Source organism: Polyangium sp. 6x1 (assembly GCF_029946515.1).
In the GTDB taxonomy this organism is placed as follows: Bacteria; Myxococcota_A; Polyangia; order Polyangiales; family Polyangiaceae; genus Polyangium.
Map to the genome: position 1 here is coordinate 17,731 of NZ_JARZHH010000052.1, position 16,242 is coordinate 33,972.

The following is a 16,242-nucleotide window of genomic DNA, read 5'->3' on the forward strand; positions in this document are numbered from 1 at the left end:
AGGTCATGCATCCCGACCGGCTCAGGATCATCGTCGGCCTCGCGAGCGCGCTCGGGCTGGCCGTGCTCCTCGCGCAGCCGAAGGTGAAGGCGCTCGAGCAGCGCTTCGGCGTGACGGTCCTCATCTCCGCGGGCGTGCCGTTCCTCGCGATGGGCGCGATCTTCTCGCTCGACAGCGTGGGGATCTTGACGCCCGAGGTCCTCATCGATCTCAAGCCTGCGTTCGAGTTCGGCCTCGGCTGGGTCGGGTTTGTCGTGGGCTTGCACTTCGACGTGCGCAAGCTCGACGCGCTGCCAGCGTCGCTCGGCCCCGTCATCGTCCTTGAGTCCGTCGTTCCCATGCTCACGACCGCGGGCCTCTGCGCCATCGCGCTGCTCGCCATGGGCGTGCCCTGGGAGCGGAACGCGTTCGCGCGGGACGCGCTCGTACTCGCGGCCTGCGCGGCGCCGAGCGCGCCGATCAGCATCGAGGCCTGGGAGCGCCGCGTCGGTCGCAAGGCCGCGCGCATGATCGACGAGGTCACGAGCATCGACGAAGTCACGGGCCTCGCGCTCCTCGGCGTCGTCGCGATCCTCTTCCGCCCGGAGAACGTCGCGACGCGCTGGGTCTTGCCCTCGCCCGCGTGGTTGCTCCTGACGCTCGGCCTCGGCGGCGTGCTCGGCATCCTGACGTACGTCCTCTTGCGCGGGGCGCGCAACGCGGCCGAGGAGCTCACGCTCTTGCTCGGCGCGGTGGCGCTCTCGGCGGGCGTTGCCGGCTACCTCGCGCTGAGCGTCCCCGTCGTCTGCGCGATCGCGGGCGCCTTGCTCGCGAACCTCCCGATCCGCGACCTCGAAGGCTTGAAGAAGACGCTGCTCGACGTCGAGCGCCCGATCTACCTGATCTTCCTCCTCGTCGTCGGCGCGACGTGGCGGCCGCTCGAGTGGCAAGGCTGGGTCCTCGCGACGGCGTTCGTCCTCGCGCGTGTCGCGGGCAAGCGCCTCGGCGCGATCTGGTCGAAGCGCGTCGGACCGAAGGAGCTCCCGAGCGCGCGCATGCTGGCGATCGCGCTCGCGCCGCAGAGCCCGAGCTCCATCGTCCTCATGGTCAGCGCGGCGACCCTCTATCACGGCTACGGGCCCGAGCGCGTTCGCTGGGCGATCAACGCGGTCCTCATCGGCGGCGTGCTCACCGAGGTCGTGGTCCGCATCCTCGAATGGCGACGCCGACGCACCGGCGTGGATCTCACGCCGATCCCGCCCACGCGCGTCCACGCGCCGGAGCCGCCGAAGCCCTTGGCCGACGAGGCCCCCGTCATCACGACGACCCCGGAGGGCAACGCGTGATCCGCGCGGCGCTCGTCCTCGCGCTCGTCGCCGGCATCTCCTTCGCCGCGCGCTCCTTCTTGCCTGCGGATGCCACGATCACGGGCTCGGGCGCGGCGCTCGCGTTCGGCTTCCTCTTGATCGCGGCGATGCAGACGGGGCACATCTTCCACGATCTGCGGCTGCCGCACCTCACGGGCTTCATCCTCTGCGGCGCGCTCTTCGGCCCCGAGGTGCTCCGCCTCATCACGCCGTCGATGCTCGGCGACCTCACGCTCGTGAAGAAGGTCGCGGTCGGGCTCATCGCGCTGAACGCCGGATGCGAGCTCAACTTCGCGCGCCTCCGCCCGAAGATCCGCAGCATCGGCCTCGTCTCGATCTTCGGCCTCCTCACCGAGTTCGTCCTGCTCTTCGGGTTCTTCTCGTTCGTCCTCGGGCGCATCGAGTTCACCGCGGGCATGACCTCGGCGCAGCGCCTCACGGTCGCGCTCATCTGCTCCACCGTGCTCTCCGCGCTCTCGCCCGCCGTCGTCATGGGCATCCTCAAGGAGACGCGCGCGGTCGGCCCGCTCAGCGAGATGTGCCTCTCGATCGTGGTGCTCGCGGATCTCGCGGTCGTCGTGGCCTTCTCGTTCACCGAGTCCGTGGCGCGCGCCGTGTTTCCCCCGGATGTCGCGGCGAACGGCGCGGGCCCCTCGATCTTCGGCGCCCTCGCGGTGCACATCTTTGGCTCCATCGCGACCGGCATCGCCGTCGGGCTCGTCTCGGCGCTCTACATCCGCCGCGTCGGCCAGCGCATCGGGCTCTTCGTCTTCGCCGTCCTCTTCGTCGTTGCCGAGATCGGCGGCGCGCTGCACCTCGATCCGCTGCTCGTCGGCCTCTCGGCGGGCCTCTTCCTCGAGAACATCAGCCCCGTCAGCGGCCACGAGGTCATCCACGAGACCGAGGTCGCGGCGATGCCCACATTTGCCGTCTTTTTCGCGGTCGTGGGCGCCGAGGTGCACCTGCACGCCTTCTTCACGGTCGCGCCCTACGCGGCCCTGGCGGCGCTCACCCGCGCGACGGGCATCTTCGCCGGCGCGCGCTTCGGCGCTCGCGTGGCCAAGGTCGATCCCGAGGTCGCGGCCCGCGTCCCGTTCGGCATGTTCCCGCAAGCTGGCGTCGCGATCGGCCTCGCGAACCTCGTCGCGACCTCGTTCAAGCCGTGGGGCGAGGCCGCGTCGACGCTCATCCTCGGCACGATCGTCATCAACGAGATGCTCGGCCCCGTCCTCTTCCGCATGGCCCTCGCGCGCGCCGGCGAGATCGGCAAGAAGCGCGAAGGCAGCCTCCTCGACTTGCCCGCGCACGCGCCCACGCCCGAGGCCGACGTCGAGACGACGTGACGCGTGGTTCGCGCGCGTGGCCTTTGCGGCACGCTTCCCTGTAACATCGGCGCCGGAGGACAATGAGGTGACGAGCGCATTCGATCCGGGGCCTTCGGGCGACACGTTCCCGTGTGGCCAGTGCGGCGCGAAGCTCGGCTACGACGCGGGCACGCAGGCCATGAAGTGCCCTTATTGCGGCTTTCAGCAGGCCATTCCCCAGACGAGCGGGAACCAGGTCCGCGAGATCCCGATCGAGGAGGGCATGCGCCTCGCCACGCGTGGCTACGGCACGCCCGTCGCGCAGGTGAGCTGCCGCGAGTGCGGCGCGACCGTGAACGTCCCGCCGGGCGAGCAGACCGCGACGTGCACGTTCTGCCGATCCCACCAGGTCCTCGCGCAGGAGTCTGCGGGCACGGCGATCCGCCCCGAGTCCGTCGTCCCTTTCAAGAGCGACAAGAACAGCGCGAACCATCGCTTCGACGAGTGGATCGGCTCGCTCTGGTTCCGCCCGAACGACCTCAAGAAGATGGCCAAGGTCGAGGGGTTTGCCGGCGTGTACGTCCCGTACTGGACGTTCGACGCGCGCGTGGACTCGTCGTGGACCGCCGAGGCCGGCTACCATTATTACGAGACCGAATGGTACACGGACGACAAGGGCGAGCGTAAGACGCGGCAGGTGCAGAGGACCCGCTGGGAGCCCGCGCGCGGCCGTCGCAGCGACGCCTTCGACGACGTGATCGTGTGCGCCTCGAAGGGTTTGCCCGAGGGACTCGGCGACAGCTTCCGCTCCTTCAACACGCAGGAGCTCACGCCCTACCGCCCCGAGTTCCTCGCCGGCTGGCGCGCCGAGTCCTACGCGATCGACCTCATGCCGGCGTGGCAATCGGGGCAGGACATCATGGCCACGACCCAGCGCAGCCGTTGCAGGAGCGACGTCCCGGGGGACGATCAGCGCAACCTGCGCGTGGACAACCACTTCTCGCACGTGACCTTCAAGCACGTGCTCTTGCCCGTGTGGATCGCGGCCTATCGGTACCGGGACGAGCCCTACCAGTTCCTCGTGAACGGACAGACCGGCGAGGTGATCGGCAAGGCTCCGTATTCGTTCTGGAAGATCTTCTTCTTCGTGCTCTTCCTGGTCGCCGTCGCGGTGGGCGTCGTCCTCGCCATGAGCGGCGGGAAGGCGAAGGGTTCGTCATCGTCGGACGAGCGCGCGCCCGCGACTTTGCCCGAGAAGGCCCCCTCGCGAAGCCGTCGCTAGGTTCTTCTCTCCGCACCTCGGGTCGCGCTCGCCGCTTGCAATCGTGAGCCGACGCGGCACGCTCTCCGGCCATGCGATCGATCCGTCCTCCCCTTCGAAGGCGCCGCGCGCGGGCCGCGGCGATCCTCGCCTCCGCGCTCGCGTTCGCCGCGCCGCTCGCCTTGCCCTCGTTCGTCGCGACCGCTCGCGCCGAGCAGAAGGCCGAGATCAAGGTCCCGTTCGAGAAGTACAAGCTTCCGAACGGCCTCACCGTGATCCTGCACGAGGATCACGCGCTGCCGCTCGTCACGGTCAACACGATGGTGAAGGTGGGCTCGCGCTTCGAGGAGCCGAAGCGCACGGGCTTCGCGCACCTCTTCGAGCACCTCATGTTCATGGGCACGCGCCGCGCGCCGCCCAAGATGTTCGACACGTGGATGGAGTCCGAGGGCGGCTGGAACAACGCGTGGACGAGCGAGGACCGCACGGACTACTTCGACGTCGGCCCCGCGCACACGCTGAAGCTCTTGCTCTGGCTCGAGGCCGATCGCTTTTCCTCGCTCGCCGACGAGATGACGCAGGAGAAGCTCGACGTGCAGCGCGGGGTCGTTCGCAACGAGCGTCGCCAGCGCACGGAGAACGAGCCTTACGGCAAGGTCGAGCTGCGGCTCCCCGAGCTGCTCTTCCCGGCGGATCATCCGTACCACCACCCGGTGATCGGCTCGCACGAGGACCTGCAAGCCGCGACGGTGGACGACGTGAAGGGCTTCTTCAAGCGCTGGTACGTCCCGAACAACGCCTCGCTCGTGGTCGCGGGCGATTTCTCGCCCGCCGAGATCAAGCCGCTCATCGAGAAGTGGTTCGGATCGATCCCGGCGACGCCCGTGCCCGCGGCGCCGCCGGCGAAGCCCGTGAAGCTCGACAAGGTCGTGCGCGATACGCTCACGGACAAGGTGGAGCTCGGCAAGGTCGTGATGGCCTGGCACAGCCCCGCGCGATACGCGCCCGGCGACGCGGAGCTCGACCTGCTCAGCGTGATCCTCACCGACGGCAAGGCGAGCCGGCTCTACAAGGCGCTCGTCTACGACAAGGCGCTCGCGCAGGAGGTCTCGGCCTACCAGGCGTCCGGGGATCTCGGCTCGTACTTCCTCGTCGAGGCGATCGCGCGTCCGGGCGTCACGCTCGCGCAGCTCGAAGCCGGAATCGACGAGGAGATGAAGAAGATCACGAGCGAGGCCGTGAGCCAGGAAGAGATCAAGCGCGCCAAAAACCAGTTCGAGACGAGCTTCGTCTCGCGCCTGCAATCGGTCACCGCGCGCGCGTCCATGCTGGCCGGGTACGAGACGTACGTCGGGGATCCGGGCTACGCCGAGAAGGATCTCGCCCGGTATCGCGGCGTCACGGCGGAGTCGCTCCAGCGGATCGCGAAGAGCCACCTCGACCCGAACGCCCGCGTGATCATCCACGTGGAGCCCGAAAAGAAGACGAACGGCGCCGGAGGTGCCCCGTGAGGATTGCCAAGACGTCGGCCCTCCTTTCGCTCGTCGCGGTGACGGCGCTCGCCGCGTGCGGCGCCGAGCCGCAGGTGACGCCGCTCGATCCGACGAAGAAGGAAACGACCCCGCCCGTCGCCGAGACCAAGCCCGCGGCGCCCGTGGTGGATCTGCTCGGGCCCAAGCCGGAGCTGCCGCCGAGCCGTCCGTTCACACCTCCCGCCGTCGAGACGTTCACGACCAAGAACGGCCTTTCCGTGTGGCTGGTCGAGAAGCACGGCTTGCCGCTCGTGTCGGCGGTGCTCGTCGTGCGCGGCGGGTCCTCGGCCGATCCGGCGAACCTGCCCGGCCTGATGCACATCACGACCGACATGCTCGACGAGGGCGCCGGCAAGCGCAGCGCCGTCGAGGTGTCGAGCGGCATCAACGATCTCGGCGCGACGCTCTCGCTCGGCACGAGCGCCGACGCGAGCGTCCTCTCGCTGACCGTGCTGAAGAACAACTTCAACGCGGCGTTCGGCATCTTCTCGGACGTCGTCGCGCGGCCGCACTTCGATCCGAAGGAGTGGAAGCGCGTCTCGGAGCTCTGGCAGAACCACCTGAAGAAGCGCTCCGACGAGCCGATGAGCGTCTCGCGTTTGATCAACGCCGCGGTGCTCTTCGGCCCGGACACGCCCTACGGGCACCCCGCCGATGGCTCGCTCGAAGCGGCGGCGAAGCTCGATCTGAAGGCCGTGAAGCGCTTTTACACGGAGAGCTTCCGCCCCGATCGCGCGGTGCTCGTCGTGGCCGGCGACATCTCGCGCAAGGAGGTGACGGACATCGTCGACGCGCAGCTCGGCTCCTGGAAAGCGCCGCCCGCGAAGGCCGCGCCGAAGCAGGCGGAGCTCCCGGGGCCGCGCGCGGCGTCGGCGCGGCCGAAGCTCGTGCTCGTCGATCGGCCAGGCGCGCCGCAGTCCGTCATCGCGGTCGTGCGGGACGGCGTGGCCGCGAGTGATCCCGTGCTCCCACGGCTCGAGCTCATCAACACGGCGCTCGGCGGCTCGTTCACGTCGCGGCTCAACATGAACCTGCGCGAGGAGCACCACTGGGCGTACGGCGCGGGATCGACGTTCCAGGAGAGCCGCAACAAGGGCGGGTTCTGGGCCATCGCGTCGGTCGAGACGCCCGCGACCGGCGTCGCGCTGAAGGAGATGCTGAGCGAGCTCGCGAAGATGGCCGCTTCGGGGCCGTCGGCGGAGGAGCTGGAGAAGGCGAAGGCGCAGGATCGAGCCGACCTCATGCAGACCTACGAGACCGTGAGCGGCACGGCGCGCAGGCTCGCGACGCTGGCGCGGCTCGGGCTTCTGCCGGGTCACGACAGCGAAGCGACCCGCGCGCGGCAGAGCGCGACGCTCGCGGACGTCACCTCGCTCGCGAAGACGCACGTGGATCCGGCGTCGGCGACGGTCGTCGTCGTGGGCCCGCGCGACGCGGTCGGGCCTCAGCTCGCGACGCTCGGCCTCGGCGAGCCCGAGCTCTGGGATCCGGAGGGCAAGCCGGCAAGCGCCGCGGCGAAGCCCGAGGCGAAGGCCGCGGACAAACCGGCGGCGAAGGCCGCGGACAAACCGGCGACGAAGAAGGGCAAGTAGAAGGCGCGGGGCGGGGAAACGAAAGGCCCGGTCGACGTGATGTCGGCCGGGCCTTTTTCGTTCACGGCACGGTCGGGACGAAGTCGACCGGGCTCGTCGGGGCGCCGTTGTGCAGGACGCCGTTGCCGAACCAGTACACGAAGCGCGGCTGCGGCACGCCGTCGATGAGGACCTCGAGGCGGAGGATCGCGCCGGGCGTCGTGCTGATCTCGATCGCGTCGAAGTCCACGCCCGTATCGACGTGCATGTCGACCGTGCCCGCGGCCTCATGGATGTTCACGTGGTCGGCGCCTTCGAGATCGTCCGTCGTGACCGCGTCGATCGTCGAGCTCGTGTCGACCGACGTGAAGATGTCCATCGGGCAAGACAAGCCGGAGAAGTTCGTGTCGCAGGTCGTCCAGATCCGGTACACGCCGCTTGCGTAGTACTCGACGAACACACCGACGCCGTCGCCGGGGACCGCGTCGAGCTGGACGTCGGTCTCGATGCTCATCTGCATCGGCTGCTCCGTGGGCGGCCGCGTGCCGTCGTCGATGATCACCGTGTCGTCATCGTCGTCGTCGACGATGATGCATCCCGTCGTGGCGCTCCCCAGGCCAGCGCAGGCGACGAGACCGAGAACGGCCGGCCACACCGTCAGGGAACCAAGCTTCACGTTGCGTAGAAAAGAAGGCATCGGACGTGCTCCTGTTCGGCGGTTTCGCAAAGGACGGGCCAAGTACCGCGGGCTACCGCCCCCGCCGAGGCGACGGCGAGAACGAGCGCGAGGGCGAGGACGAACGCGAGGGCGAGGACGAACGCGACGGCGAGACCGAAGGCCGCGACGGCGAGGCCGAAGGCCGCGACGGCGAGACCGACGGGCGCGAGTGCGAGACCGAAGGCCGCGACGGCGAGGCCGACGGACGCGATTCGGTGGAGGGGCGCGACTCGGTCGCGGGACGCGAGGGCTTCGGCGTGGAGACGGCCGGCCTCGACGGCGCGACCGCGGGGCGCGACGGCGAGGCGCTCGGCGTGGACACCTCGGCACGGCCGCCGCGCGACTCACGCGGGTTGACGTCGACGCGCGGGTTGCGATCGACGTGCACGCCGCGACCCTCGGCATGCGCGCCCGGGGCCCTGGAGACAGACGGCGCAGCGACGACCCCGCGCGACGGCGCCGGCATCGTCTTCGCTTGCGCCGTCGTGCTGCGACGCGAATAAGCGACCGCGCGCGCGTCGGGCGCCGAGCGTTTTTCCGGGGCGGCCCCGGAGGGGATCTTCGCCTCGGCGAGCGAGGGCGAAGCCGGACGATACGACGAACGCGCGTGCGCGCCGCCGCCGCCTGCCGACGGTTGGGCCGGGCGATACGGGCGCGAATGCGCGCCGATGCGGCGGACGATGTCGCGATCCCGCACGACGTACGTGTGCACGTGGCGATGGAAGACGTAGCTCGACGGGCAGAACACGAACGCGGACGACGGGCTGACCCACACGTTCACCGCGGAGCCGCCGAACCAGTAATAGGACGGCGCCATCGGCGCCCAGCCGACGTAGCCGTAATCCGTCATGCGCCACGTGACCCATGCGGGCGCATACACGCGGCCCGGGATCCAGCCCCAGCCGCGGCCGCCGATCCAGGTCCAGCGACCGTAATGGAACGGGATGTAGCCCCAGTCGTAATCGCTGACCCACATCCAGTTGCCGTCGACGTCGAGCTCCCAGTGGCCCGCGGTCTGATACGGCGCAAAGTCTGCGCCGACGACGGTGGCGCTCGGCACCCAGACCGTGCCGTACGTGGAATCGTCCACCCACGTGCCGTAGGTCGCGAGCGGCTCGCGGAAATCGTTGAGCGCGGCCGGATCCGTGTCGACGTATTCGTCGGCGGACACCGACACGCTGACCTGCGCGTCCACGGCTTGCGTGGGCTGGAAGCGGTCGGTGCTCGGCGCAGCGGCCTCCTCGGACGCGTCGCTCGTCCAGCCCTGGGGCAGGCCCGCGGGTGTATCCGCTTGGACTGCCAGAGGTGTGAACGAAAGTGCAGCCGCGAGGAGCGAGAGCACGACGGAAGTGAAGCGACGCCCTGGCAAGGCGGGCCGGGGCGCGGGGCGATCGGTGCGGGAAGGCGACGTCTCGGCAAAGCGCATGGCGTTCATGATGATGGGACCTCGTCGAAGCAGTTGCCAGAGCGGAAGCGCTCGTCGATACCGTCTTGCAAGCGTCGTTCCGCGTCGTGATCCCTTGGACGAGCCAGGGCCCGGATCGTTTCCGCGCCTCGTGATCTCGATGGGAAGTGGCGTTCCCAGGGTCGGGGCGCGAACCGGATTGCGCGGGATCTTCGATCCGATGCAGGTCCCAGTTCCAACGGGCCCGGCGGTGCATGTAAGGTGGGCCCGTGCGTGCACGGCAAGGATGGGCAGGGCTCTTCGCGTTGGCGATGGGCTTTTCCCTCGCGGGCTCCTCATCGGCCCAGGAAAACAAGGCCCGTCTCGACGAGGGCATCCGCATCGACCAGCTCCAGCCGGCCTCGCCGGAGAGCCCCTTCCTTCGTGCGCTCGGGCCTCACGAGAAGGGCGCGAACACCATCGAGTTCGCGTTCGGCCTGTCGTTCGACTACGGCATGGGGCTGCTCAAGGCCGTCACCATCGACGGGCAGGGCGGCGAGACCGTCGCGGCGACGCCCGTCCAAAACGCGCTGCTCGCGCACGTCGGCGGCTCGATCACGCCGCTGCCCTGGCTCACGGTCGATCTCGCGCTCCCCGTCGGGCTCTTCCTCAACGGCGACCTCGAGGAGCCGTTCGATCGGTATGGCGTCACGATCCGTCAGCCCGAGACGTTCGGCGTCGGAGATTTGCGCGCCGGTCTGCATTTCCGTCCGCTCGACACGAAGGCCTTCACGCTCGTCGCGGGCGCGAGGTTCTGGGCGCCCGTCGGATCGACGGCGTCGTTCCTCTCGGACAAGCGGCTCCGCGCGGAGGTGGATGTCGGCGTCGCGAGCGAGAAGGGCTCGTTCAGGTGGGGTTGCACGGCGTTCGTGTCGCCCCTGTTCTTCATCGACGTCGCTGGCTCCGACGGCGAGCGGATCGCCCTCGCGTGCGCCGCGCAGCTCCGCGCGGCTTCGTTCCTGTGGGTCGGCCTCGAGCCGAGCTTCGCGATGTTCAACCAGACGCACGCGTCCGTGGACGCGGGCAAGGAGCCGCCGAGCTCGATCGATCTGCAGATCGAGCCGCTCGCGTCGGTGCGCATGGCGTTCGGCGGGATGCAGATCGGCGTGAGCGGCGGGCCGGGGTTCGGCGGGGCCGCGGGCGCGCCGGGGTTCCGCGGGGTCCTGAGCCTCGCGTACGTCGGCGGGGGACGGCCCAAGCCGGTCGCGCCGAAGGGGCCGCCGGATCGTGACCTCGACAAGATCCCGGATGCCGAGGACGCCTGCCCTGCCGAGGCCGGGCCCGTGAACGCGGATCCGAAGAAGCACGGCTGTCCGTCGAGCGACAAGGACGGCGACGGCATCGACGACGAAGTGGACGCTTGCCCGCAGAGCCCGGGCGTCAAGCACGCGAGCGCGGAGGCGAACGGTTGTCCGGACGTCGACAACGATCAGCTCCCGGAGCCCGTGGACAAGTGCCCGACCGAGCCCGGTCCCGCGCCCGAGGGCTGCCCGAAGTACGCGCGCCTCAAGGGTGATTCGTTCGAGATCAAACCGCCGATCAAGTTCAGCACGGGCGATCAGCTCACGCCCGAGGGACAGGCGGCGCTCGAGGAGATCGCGGCGACGATGCGCGCGAACCCGAAGATCGAGCAGGTCAGCGTCTCGCTCGGCACGAAGGGCGTGAGCACCGATCTCAGCGATCGGCGGGCGCAGGCGATCATCTTCGTGCTGCGATCGGGCAGCCTCGACTCGAACCGTTACGAGCTCGTCCTGCGCGACGATCTGCGCGCGGGCACCGTCCAGGCGCGCATCATCAAGTAGGCGCATGACCCGAGCGAAGGCCGAGCTGTCCCGCGGCGCGCTCGCGCTCGTCGCGGCGGCTGCCTTCTTCGGGCATGCGCGCGCGCTCGGCGCGGGCTTCGTCTTTGATGATCGCGGAGCGATCCAGGAGAACCCGGTCGTGCAGGGAGGCCTCGATCTCGGGGCGCTCTTCGGCTCGGATTTCTGGGGGCATCCGCTGGGCGAGGGGCCGGGGACGTGGCGGCCGCTCGTGGTGCTCTCGTTCTGGCTGAACAAGCACGTCACGGAAGGGTTTCACGCGACGAACCTCGTGCTGCACGCGGCGACGTCGGTGATGCTCGCGCTCGCGCTCGCGCGGCACACGGGGCGGACGACGTTCGCCGTCGTCGCGGCGATGGTCTTTGGCGTGCTCGGGATCCACACGGAGGCCGTGGTGGGGCTCGTGGGGCGCGCGGACGTGATGGCGGCGGGGTTCGCGTGGCTCGCGTGGTACCTCGCGGGGCGCGCGGACGAGGAAGAGGCGCCTCGAAATACGATCGGCGCGGCGCTCGCGTTCGCGGGCGCGCTCGCGTGCAAGGAGTCGGCGATCGTCTTTCCGCTGTTCCTTTTCCTCGCCGATCGGATCCTCTCGCCGCCGGGGCGCGCGCCGCGGATCCTTTCGGCGCGGTACGGATCGCTCGTCGCCGCGGCGGGCGCGGTGATCGCGCTGCGCACGGTGGCGTTCGCGCCGCCGCTCGCGGCCGTGTCACGCGACGTCCAGGCCAACCCGCTGCTCGCCGAGGGATGGGGGCCGCGCGTCTGGACCTCGCTGCGGCTGTTCGGCATGGCGCTCGGCAAGATCGTCCTGCCCGTGCGTTTGTCGGCGGACTACTCGTATGCCGCGATCCTGCCGGAGCCGAGCCCGTTCGTCGTGCCCGTCCTCGTCGGCGCGCTCGTGCTCGTGGGCCTCGTCGCCCTGGCGATCCGCCTGCGTCGGCGAGAGCCCCTGCTCGCGCTCGCGGCCGTGATGGTGCTCGTGCCGTGGTTCGTCGTCAGTCAGCTCCCCTTCGTGCTCCCGACGATCTTCGCCGAACGGCTGCTTTATCTGCCGGCCGCGGGCTTCGCGCTGGCGATCGCGCGCGTCGGCGAGTGGGTGCTGGAGCGAACGCCCGGTACGCTCGCTTTGCCCGCGGCGCCTTCAGGGAAGGGGAAGAAGCGCGCGGCGCAGAAGCGGCCGAAGGTGGATCCGACCCACGTGCGCGCGTTCGTGCTCGTGCTCGCGCCCGTGATGCTCGGCAACCTGGCGCTCGCGTGGAACCGCGGCGCGGACTGGGCAAACGATCGGACGCTGTTCGCGTCGGCGATCGAGGTCGTGCCGAGGTCGGCGCGGGCGCATCACAACTACGGCTCGGCGCTGCTCAACGAGGGCAAGGCCGCGGCGTCGATCGGGCCGTTCGAGCGAGCGAGCGAGATCCTGCCGACGTGGTCCGAGCCGCACGCGCAGCTCGGCGTGGCGCTGCTCGAGACGGGGCGCGTGCGCGAGTCCGAAGAGCACTTCCGCAAGGCCGTGGAGCTCGATCCGGACGCGGCGAAGGCTGTCTTCAACCTCGCGGTCTTCCTCGCCCGGCAAGGCCGGCTCGAGGAGGCGCGGGCGACCCTCGCGCCCTTCGTCGCGCGTCACCCGAACCGAACCCGCGAGGCTGCGTTGCTCCGTCAGATCGAGGCGGATCTGCGATCCCCGCGTCGCCCCTGACGCCTCACTCGTCGTCCTCCCAGCTCCGGCGCGTCGCCCCCGCGTCGTCCTCGGACGGAGGCTGTTCCCCCTTCGGGCTCGACGTCCTGCGCAGCCGCGCGAGCTCGGCCTCCGCCGACGAGAGCCGGCGATCCGCCTCGCGCAGCCGGCCGCTCACCACCCGGAGCACGCCCATCGCGATCTCGGCCGTGTCGTGCACCGCGGCGCTGAAATCCTCGCCCGACACGCGCAGGAGCTCCACGGGTTCGAGGCTCACGGCCGTCGCCGCGCGTGGCTCGCGATCGATGATCGACGTCTCGCCGAAGACCTCGTTCGCCCCGAGCCGCACGACCTCCTTGCCTTCGACGCGCAGGCTGACCGAGCCCGAGATGATGAAGTAGAGCGCGGCGCCGGCGTCGCCTTGCCGGAAGATCACCTCGCCGCGCGGCAGGCCGAGGACCTCCGAGGTCCGCGCGAGCCCCACGAGCTCCTCGCCCGAGATCTTCGACAGGATCGGGACGCGCTGCAAAAACAGGACTTTTTCGATCGTCGTGTACATGCCGTCTCCCGCGTCGAGCCCGCTCCGCCCCGTCTTCTCCCAGTGTGCAGCCCACCGCGCGACGACCCGATCCGGATCCTTCGCGAGGGCCTTCAGTTTGTCCTCTGCGCCCGCTGCGTGCGTCTCGACCACCGCGATCGCCGCCGCCTCGCGCACGAGCGGATCGGGCGCGTCGAGCGCGAGGATCGCGTCGCTCGCGCACGCCTCGATCCGGTGCACCGCGACCGCTTCGAGCACGAGCGCGGCGCGGTAAGGGTCGTTCGACTGGAGCTCCGATCGCACGAAGGTCACGACGTCGTCCGTGCTCGGGGTCGCGCCGCCGCGCGGCAGCCCCTCGGCGAGCTCGAGGTAGCGCTCGAACAGCGCCACGAGCCGCGCGCCGCGGCGGCGATCGAGCAGCGATTCGAGCACCTCGAAGGCGTTCGCGCGGAGCGATCGATCCTTGCCGAAGACGTGCGTCCGCACCCCGGCCACGACGTCGCGCGGATACACGAGCTCGCAGAGGCGCAGGATCCGGATGAGGCCCTTGCGCAAGCGGCGCTCCACGTGGGCGTCGAGCAGCGGGCGAGCGAGGCGCGGGCGCACGAGGAGGTAGGCGTCACGCTCGCGCTCGTGGGCATGCGCTTCCCGCTCGATGCGCTCGCGGATCGGCTCGAGCGGCGCGGGCGGCGCGCCGAGCGCGAGGCGCAGCCGTGAGGCCGACGCGAGCACCTTCTGCCGCACCCGATCGTCGGGCTCGTCCACCCGATCGAGCAGCGCGGCGAGCGCGGCGCTCGTGCCGATCCGAGACAGGAGCCGGGGGATCGCCAGCCGCACGGTCGCGTCCGCTTGCGGATCCGAGAGCGTCGCCACGAGCCGCGGGATGGCGCGATCGCCGAGCGCCACGATCGCGTTCGACGCGGCCTTCCCGAGCGCGTGATCGGCGAGCGCTTCGCAGAGGAGCGGCAGGAGCTTCGGCGCGGCCACCGTCGCGGAGGCCGAGAGCGCGGCCTTCCGCACGGCCGGATCCGCGTCCGCGAGCAGCCGCGCCACGGCCCGCTCGAGCTGCGGTTGTCCCACCAAACCGAGCACCCGCGCGGCCGTCACGCGCTCGGCGGGATCCTCGCTGTCGAGCAGATCCCTGAGCCGCGGCGCGCCTTCCAGCATGCCGCCGAGCCCGCCGTGCCGCAGCAGCGCTGCGATCGACGCCGCCCGCACGGCCTCGTCGCCGCCTCGCGCGGCGAGCGCGCAGAGTTCCTCGTGCGCGTCCTCGCCGAGCGCGTTCGCGAGCAGCTCCACCGCGATGCCTCGGACCTCGGGATCGGGATCTTCGAGCCGCTCGCGGGCGAGCGCCGCGGCGTCGGGGTGCCCCACCACGCGGGAAGTCCGGAGCGCCGCGGCCCGCACGCGCGAAGAGACGTGCCGCGTGAGCGCCGGCAGCGCCTCGCGGACGCGCGCCGGATCGAGCTGCCGCAGCCGATCGAGGGCGAAGAGCACCTGCGGCGCGTCGAGGCTCGACAGCGCCCCGGCGAGCGCGGCCACGGCCCTGCCGCCGCGCTGGGGCATCTCCGGCGTGAGCTTGCCTCGCAGGAGCGTCCCCTGCATCGCCTCCACGTAGCCGCGCCGCACGACGAGCAGCAGCGGCATGATCAGGAGGCCGAGCGGCAACGTCACGTAGCCGAGCTGCGCCGCCGCCGTGATGAGCGAGGCTCCCGGTTGTGCCTCGCTCGCCGAGGGGCTGAACGCGAGCAGCAGCGCCGCGCCCACGCCGCACCCGAGCGGCTTCATGATCGCGGACGCGAGCGTCCGCACCCGATCCCTGTGCGCCGCGGGGAACGGGAAGAACAGGATCTGCAGCGTCACGTCGAAGATCGAGAACTGCAGCGCGTTGTCGCTCGCCTTGAGCACCGCCGCGAGCGGCATCGAGGGGAACGCGAGGAGCAGCGCCGTGCTCGCGAGGAACGCGACGGGCATCGTCGCCGCGCCTCCGAGCACGCCCGCGCGATCGAGCATCCGCGGCGTGACGACGAGCTGGACGAAGAGCCCGACCATCCCGATCGCGCCGTAAAACGTGCCCATGAACCGCGCGAGCGAGTCGCGGTCCGGGTACGACGTGCGGGCGATCGCCTTGAACTGGTAATCGCCGACCGTGAGGATCGTGTAGACGACCAGGATCGTCACGGCGAGGGCCCCGACGTAGCGCGAGCTCCAGAGCGGCGACGGGTCGTGCTGCTGCGCGCCGGGCCGATCGTCGGCGCGGCCCCGGGAGGGCGCGCCGTGCCTTCGCGCGGTGATGCGGCAGAGGAGCGCGACGCCGAGCAGCGCCGCGACGAGCACGAAGATGAGGTTCTCCGCGCCGATGATCGGCGCGATGGCGCCGGCCCCGAGGCCCGAGACGACCGTGCCCGCGATGTGCCCCGCGCCGATGAGCCCGAAGATGCGCCGTGCGCTGCGCGCGTCGTAGAGGTCCTGCGCGATGCTCCAGGCGAGCATGCCGGTCAGGTTCGCGATGACGTCGGCCCAGATCGCGAAGATCAGGTACGCGGCGCCGATGTCCTTGCCGATGAGCAGGCGGAGCAGGACGTAGCTTGCGGCCGCGCCGAGCGCGAACACCGCGCCGAAGCGCGCGCGCGGCAGCTTCCGGAGGCCACGCTCGTAGCCGAAGGCCACGACGGCGGAGACCACGCCGTAGGCCATCCACATCGGCGCGATCCACGTGACGGGGAACCGCGTCAGGAAGAGCGCGTCGCGCGCGGTGCGGCCGACGACGAGCAGCAGGGCCGACAGGAAGAGCAGCGACGACAGGAGCGCGACGCGCTCGATTTCAGCCCGGCTGAGGGCGATGCCGAGCAGCGACGACGCGGCGGCGTGGCGCGCTTTGTCCCGGTTCGTCGCGACGGTCCCGGACCTCGGGCCTTCGTTCGGCAGGGACGTCGATGCGGTCGGGGCAGGGGGTTCAGCCACGTGGCAAGAAAGGGTAGTATACCGTAACGAGACGGTAGCCTTGGTAGGCCATGGTGCGCGCCCGGCTCCGGA

General features: G+C 70.6%; 10 protein-coding genes. 7 read left to right on the plus strand and 3 right to left on the minus strand.

Annotated elements, in window-relative coordinates:
• Window positions 1–5 precede the first annotated feature (5 nt).
• The 5 genes from QHF85_RS35530 to QHF85_RS35550 all read left to right on the plus strand — a co-directional run bounded on the left by QHF85_RS35530 (window position 6) and on the right by QHF85_RS35550 (window position 7,035).
• Entirely contained in the window at window positions 6–1,325 is a 1,320-nt protein-coding gene (locus QHF85_RS35530) for a hypothetical protein (protein ID WP_281331838.1), read from the plus strand.
• Window positions 1,322–2,689, plus strand: coding sequence for a cation:proton antiporter (locus QHF85_RS35535; RefSeq protein ID WP_281331839.1), 1,368 nt, complete (start codon window positions 1,322–1,324; stop codon window positions 2,687–2,689). Before QHF85_RS35530 ends, QHF85_RS35535 begins: the two co-directional genes overlap by 4 nt.
• A gap of 67 nt (window positions 2,690–2,756) precedes the next feature.
• Complete coding sequence (locus QHF85_RS35540) at window positions 2,757–3,932, plus strand: hypothetical protein (protein WP_281331840.1); 1,176 nt, start codon at window positions 2,757–2,759, stop codon at window positions 3,930–3,932.
• A 71-nt stretch (window positions 3,933–4,003) separates the two neighbouring features.
• Window positions 4,004–5,422 (plus strand): pitrilysin family protein, encoded by a 1,419-nt coding sequence (locus QHF85_RS35545; protein ID WP_281331841.1) that lies wholly within the window; start codon window positions 4,004–4,006, stop codon window positions 5,420–5,422.
• A complete protein-coding gene (locus QHF85_RS35550; RefSeq protein WP_281331842.1) occupies window positions 5,419–7,035 on the plus strand; it encodes a pitrilysin family protein in 1,617 nt (538 codons plus the stop codon). The genes QHF85_RS35545 and QHF85_RS35550 overlap by 4 nt, the downstream gene beginning before the upstream one ends.
• Before the next feature lie 61 nt (window positions 7,036–7,096).
• Here QHF85_RS35550 and QHF85_RS35555 read toward each other — a convergent pair whose 3' ends face one another.
• Both QHF85_RS35555 and QHF85_RS35560 read right to left on the minus strand, forming a co-directional pair.
• Entirely contained in the window at window positions 7,097–7,711 is a 615-nt protein-coding gene (locus QHF85_RS35555) for a hypothetical protein (RefSeq protein WP_281331843.1), read from the minus strand.
• Window positions 7,712–7,763: 52 nt separating this feature from the next.
• Window positions 7,764–9,167: a DUF6600 domain-containing protein gene (locus tag QHF85_RS35560; protein ID WP_281331844.1), complete on the minus strand. Its 1,404-nt coding sequence runs from the start codon at window positions 9,165–9,167 to the stop codon at window positions 7,764–7,766.
• A gap of 239 nt (window positions 9,168–9,406) precedes the next feature.
• On the opposite strand from QHF85_RS35560, the gene QHF85_RS35565 reads away from it, so the two are divergent.
• Window positions 9,407–10,978 carry a thrombospondin type 3 repeat-containing protein gene (locus QHF85_RS35565; RefSeq protein ID WP_281331845.1) on the plus strand — a complete coding sequence of 524 codons (1,572 nt, stop codon included), beginning with the start codon at window positions 9,407–9,409 and terminating at the stop codon, window positions 10,976–10,978.
• 4 nt (window positions 10,979–10,982) lie between these two features.
• Window positions 10,983–12,689 (plus strand): tetratricopeptide repeat protein, encoded by a 1,707-nt coding sequence (locus QHF85_RS35570; protein WP_281331846.1) that lies wholly within the window; start codon window positions 10,983–10,985, stop codon window positions 12,687–12,689.
• A gap of 4 nt (window positions 12,690–12,693) precedes the next feature.
• Here QHF85_RS35570 and QHF85_RS35575 read toward each other — a convergent pair whose 3' ends face one another.
• Complete coding sequence (locus QHF85_RS35575) at window positions 12,694–16,170, minus strand: HEAT repeat domain-containing protein (protein WP_281331847.1); 3,477 nt, start codon at window positions 16,168–16,170, stop codon at window positions 12,694–12,696.
• Window positions 16,171–16,242 lie beyond the last annotated feature (72 nt).